Source organism: Pirellulales bacterium (assembly GCA_035939775.1).
GTDB lineage: Bacteria > Planctomycetota > Planctomycetia > Pirellulales > DATAWG01 > DASZFO01.
In genome coordinates this window covers 1-3,442 of sequence record DASZFO010000198.1, presented here as the reverse complement: position 1 = coordinate 3,442, position 3,442 = coordinate 1, and the positions used below count along the sequence as shown (strand labels likewise).

The window sequence follows — 3,442 nt, the reverse complement described above, 5'->3', positions numbered from 1 at the left end:
CAGACCTCGCTGCCCTCGAGATTGTATGCCAAAATGTTGTATCCGCCGCCGGGGCAAACGATCACGGCGGCGCCGGTGTCTTTATCGGCGGCCGGGCGAAAGAGCGTGATGGTCGGCTTGCTGACGTTAGTCAGACGAATGATGTCTTGGCCCGGGGTGGTGTCCTTTTCTTCGCCGATGTCTCCTTTTTCACCGGGCGCCGTGCCGGGCCAAAGCGTGACGATTTCATGTTGCGCGGCGTCGATCTTCGCTGGCTCGTCAGCGGCCACGAGACGACTGGAGAATGCGGCGAACAAGACAACGACGAGGGCCGCGGGGATATTGTTCATGATCGTAGATTAGACTCTCGATCCGTCGTTCGCAACTGCCTACCGCTGCTGTTCGAGAACTCCGGCCTCCAATCTGTGATCGGATGCCTCCGGCGGCTGACGCCGCCGGCTCGCCATCCTGTCGCCCTTCGGGTCTGAGCCTCAGGGTCGAAGACAAACGACGGGGCTAACGGTCGCGAACTCCGAAGTCTGGCCTCTGACCTCCGACCTCCGACTTGACCTAGTGATTCTCGCCCGCCGACATTAGAATGGACAGGCCCTCCATCCCACACATTCCGAGGTCCCGCCGTGAAGCCGCAAACTGAATTGCCCGCACCGGCCGCTGAAAGCCAAACGATCAATCTAAGGGATCCCTACCTGGCCGCGTTCCTGGCGTGGCTGATCCCCGGCGCCGGGCATTTCTATCAACGTCGCTGGGGGAAGGGCGGGCTGTTCATGGTCTGCATCCTCGGCACCTTTTTCGCCGGTCTAGTGATGGGGCACGGTCGAGTGGTCTATGCCTCCTGGCGGCAGAATGACCAGCGCTTTTACTATGCCGGGCAGGTCTGCGTTGGGCTGCCAGCGATGCCGGCGCTGGTGCAGTCACTGCGAATGGGTTCCGACCCGCCGAAAGCGCCGCTCTGGGATGGTTTCATGGCGCCGCCACTGCTCTCCGGTGAACCCGCCGGCCAACCCGTACCGGGGAATTGGGCGGCGAGTCAAGTGGCTGCCGGCGTCTTCGAGGCATCGGATTTCCCGAATCTGGATCTGCAAAACCCGGCCCCCGTGGTTAACTATATGCAATCCGCGGGGAGATCATCACCCAAAGCATCCGGGGGGAGTCCGCGCGATCCATACAACCAGCTCAGCGATTGGAACTTGAAGATGGGCGCGTTCTTCGAACTCGGTTCGGTCTACACGCTGATCGCCGGACTGCTCAATGTGCTGGCCATCTATGACGCCTGGGGCGGACCCGTTGCCGCCTTCGGCCCACCGCTTCCACCCAAGAAGAAGGAAACGGCCGCCGCAGCAGCGTGATCGACGCATTTCGTTGAGACCGCTTGAATTGACTCTACCACCGCCAATCGGACTGACCGCCATGCTTCCAACCATTCTCTTCGCCGCCCACGTCGCACAAATCTGGTACTCGCTGCCGCTGATCGTGTCGATCAGCCTCGTCTACGCGGCGACGCGCGACGAGCAAATGGCCCCCATTCTGCACCACGCCCTGCGCCTCGGCCTGTGGATCATCGGCTTCATGGCCGTCGTGTTTGCGGTTCTGTTCTATTTGCAGAGCGGGCTGTAACGTCGTTCACAACAACAGCGGTTCCGGCGGTAACGGCTCGCCGTAGTTGGCCCGCTCGGTGCGCGTCTGCGCGAACATGTCGCGCAAGAGTTGCTCGTCGCAGGGACGCTGCGTAATGCCGCGGCGAGTGAACATGCGGGCCTGGGCCGAGATGGCCACCTCGACCGGCGATTCGGTCACTTGCGAAAATGAGCGGGCATAATTGGTGAAGCTCGGCACATTGGTCGTCACGAAGCCGTAGACCATGCTGCACGCGCCGATCGTTTTGCCGGTGAAGATGCTCGTGTTCACGGCCGTCTTGCTATTGTCGCCGATAAAGCAGCCGACGAATTGCATCCCGGTCGGCGTCTTGCGGCCGGCATAGTCCATGTTCACCTGGCCGTAAGTGTTTTTCAGATCGCTATTCGAGGTGCCGGCCCCCAGATTGACCCAGCTACCGATATAGCTGTGCCCGAGAAAGCCGTGATGCTGCTTGTTGCTGAAGGGCTCGATGATCGAGGCTTCGACCTCGCCGCCGACTTTGGCTCGCTCGCCGAGCGTCACCCCGTCCTTGAGCGCCGAGTGTTCGTTGAGCCGCGAGCCAGGGGCCATATAGATCGGGCCTTTTAGATAGCAGAATGGCCCGAGCGACGCTCCCTTGTCGATGACGATTGGCCCGCCGCGCGTGTCGGTCACGAGATGTTCGCCGAGCGTCACGCCCTCGGCGACGAACAGCCCGTCGGCGACTTCGCGATAGCCGGTCCGGATGCGGTGCTGGAGATTGTCGCGGACGTTTTGCAAATGATGCCGCAGAATGTCGTGCGGATAGTCGAAGAGCGGCAAATCGGCGGCCACGCTTGGCAGCAAGAGCTTTCGCACCATCGCCGGCAAAGCCGCTCCATCGCCAAATGTGGGAATCTCCAAACGCCGTTTCATGAGCGCTGCGACAACGCTCTCGCCGTTGGCGACGATCCCCTCGCGATCCGCGGCGATCATCGCGCGCAATTGCGCGACCGCCGCCGGCGACGGGACCAGCCGGGCGTTGACCAGCAGAGTTGGCCCGTCGAGCAGTCCGTCACCGAACATTTCGTCAGGCGAATCGGCCTGTTCGACGCCGCGTAGGTGCGGCCTCACAGTCCGCCGCACCGCCCCCAACTCCCGAACCAACTCGATCAAGCGAAAGCTGCCGCAGGCAATAGCATACGCCGGCCGGCCGATCGTCACCGGCGCCAGTTGGCCCACTCGTTCGTCTTCAAATAGCAGCACGTTCATAAGGAAACCAGCAGAGTTGGCGGTGGCGCCGGCTTCCGAGATTGTTCATCTCGGATCAAGCCACACTCTAACTCTAGCATCCAACGGCCGATCGGAGCAGCCGAACACTGGTCGCGCGTTCGTGTCCTTGGCGTCCTTCGTGGTGAAGGTTTGTGCGCTCGACCGCCCGCTTGACGCATCGTCGAGAATGAAACAAACTGAATCGGCAACAATGCCTGGCCGGAGTGGCGGAATGGCAGACGCGCCGGACTCAAAATCATGGGTCCGCCGCGTCTTTTCTTTTGCGCCTGTCGAAACTTGCGGCAATCGCCGATAATCTCGACTCGGCACAATCCGGCAATCTTGGAACACGCCGGGGGCACTTGGTTGACTTTTTACCGCGCCAGTTCCGCGCCCCACATTGATGGGAGGAATTCAATGAGCGAAATCAAAGGCCGTGTCTTGCGTCTTGTCGATCTTGTGCGGGCACTTAATCTCTCGCCAAATACCTATCCAACGCTTTTGCAAACGGAGATGCGCGAATGGGAACGGATGAAGGATTCGGATAGCGCGGCCAAGGCGGCGTACATTGAAGACA

4 protein-coding genes are annotated in these 3,442 nt (G+C 61.0%); 2 read left to right on the top strand and 2 right to left on the bottom strand.

The genetic code is table 11. The features are described 5' to 3' along the window. A partial coding sequence (locus VGY55_12765; GenBank protein ID HEV2970835.1) for a hypothetical protein occupies nt 1-329 on the bottom strand: 329 nt, incomplete at its 3' end. Between the two features lie 288 nt (nt 330-617). On the opposite strand from VGY55_12765, the gene VGY55_12760 reads away from it, so the two are divergent. Together VGY55_12760 and VGY55_12755 are read left to right on the top strand one after the other, a co-directional pair. Beyond that, a complete protein-coding gene (locus VGY55_12760) occupies nt 618-1,346 on the top strand; it encodes a DUF6677 family protein (protein ID HEV2970834.1) in 729 nt (242 codons plus the stop codon). 61 nt (nt 1,347-1,407) lie between these two features. Further along, complete coding sequence (locus VGY55_12755; GenBank protein HEV2970833.1) at nt 1,408-1,614, top strand: hypothetical protein; 207 nt, start codon at nt 1,408-1,410, stop codon at nt 1,612-1,614. A gap of 6 nt (nt 1,615-1,620) precedes the next feature. Here the strand turns inward: VGY55_12755 and VGY55_12750 are convergent, their stop codons facing one another. After that, nucleotides 1,621-2,865, bottom strand: coding sequence for a putative sugar nucleotidyl transferase (locus VGY55_12750; GenBank protein ID HEV2970832.1), 1,245 nt, complete (start codon nt 2,863-2,865; stop codon nt 1,621-1,623). Nucleotides 2,866-3,442 lie beyond the last annotated feature (577 nt).

Coding starts and splice junctions, on each gene's coding strand:
- VGY55_12755 (HEV2970833.1), top strand. CDS start 1,408: ATGCTTCCAACCATTCTCTTCGCCGCCCACGTCGCACAAATCTGGTAC.
- VGY55_12750 (HEV2970832.1), bottom strand. CDS start 2,865: ATGAACGTGCTGCTATTTGAAGACGAACGAGTGGGCCAACTGGCGCCG.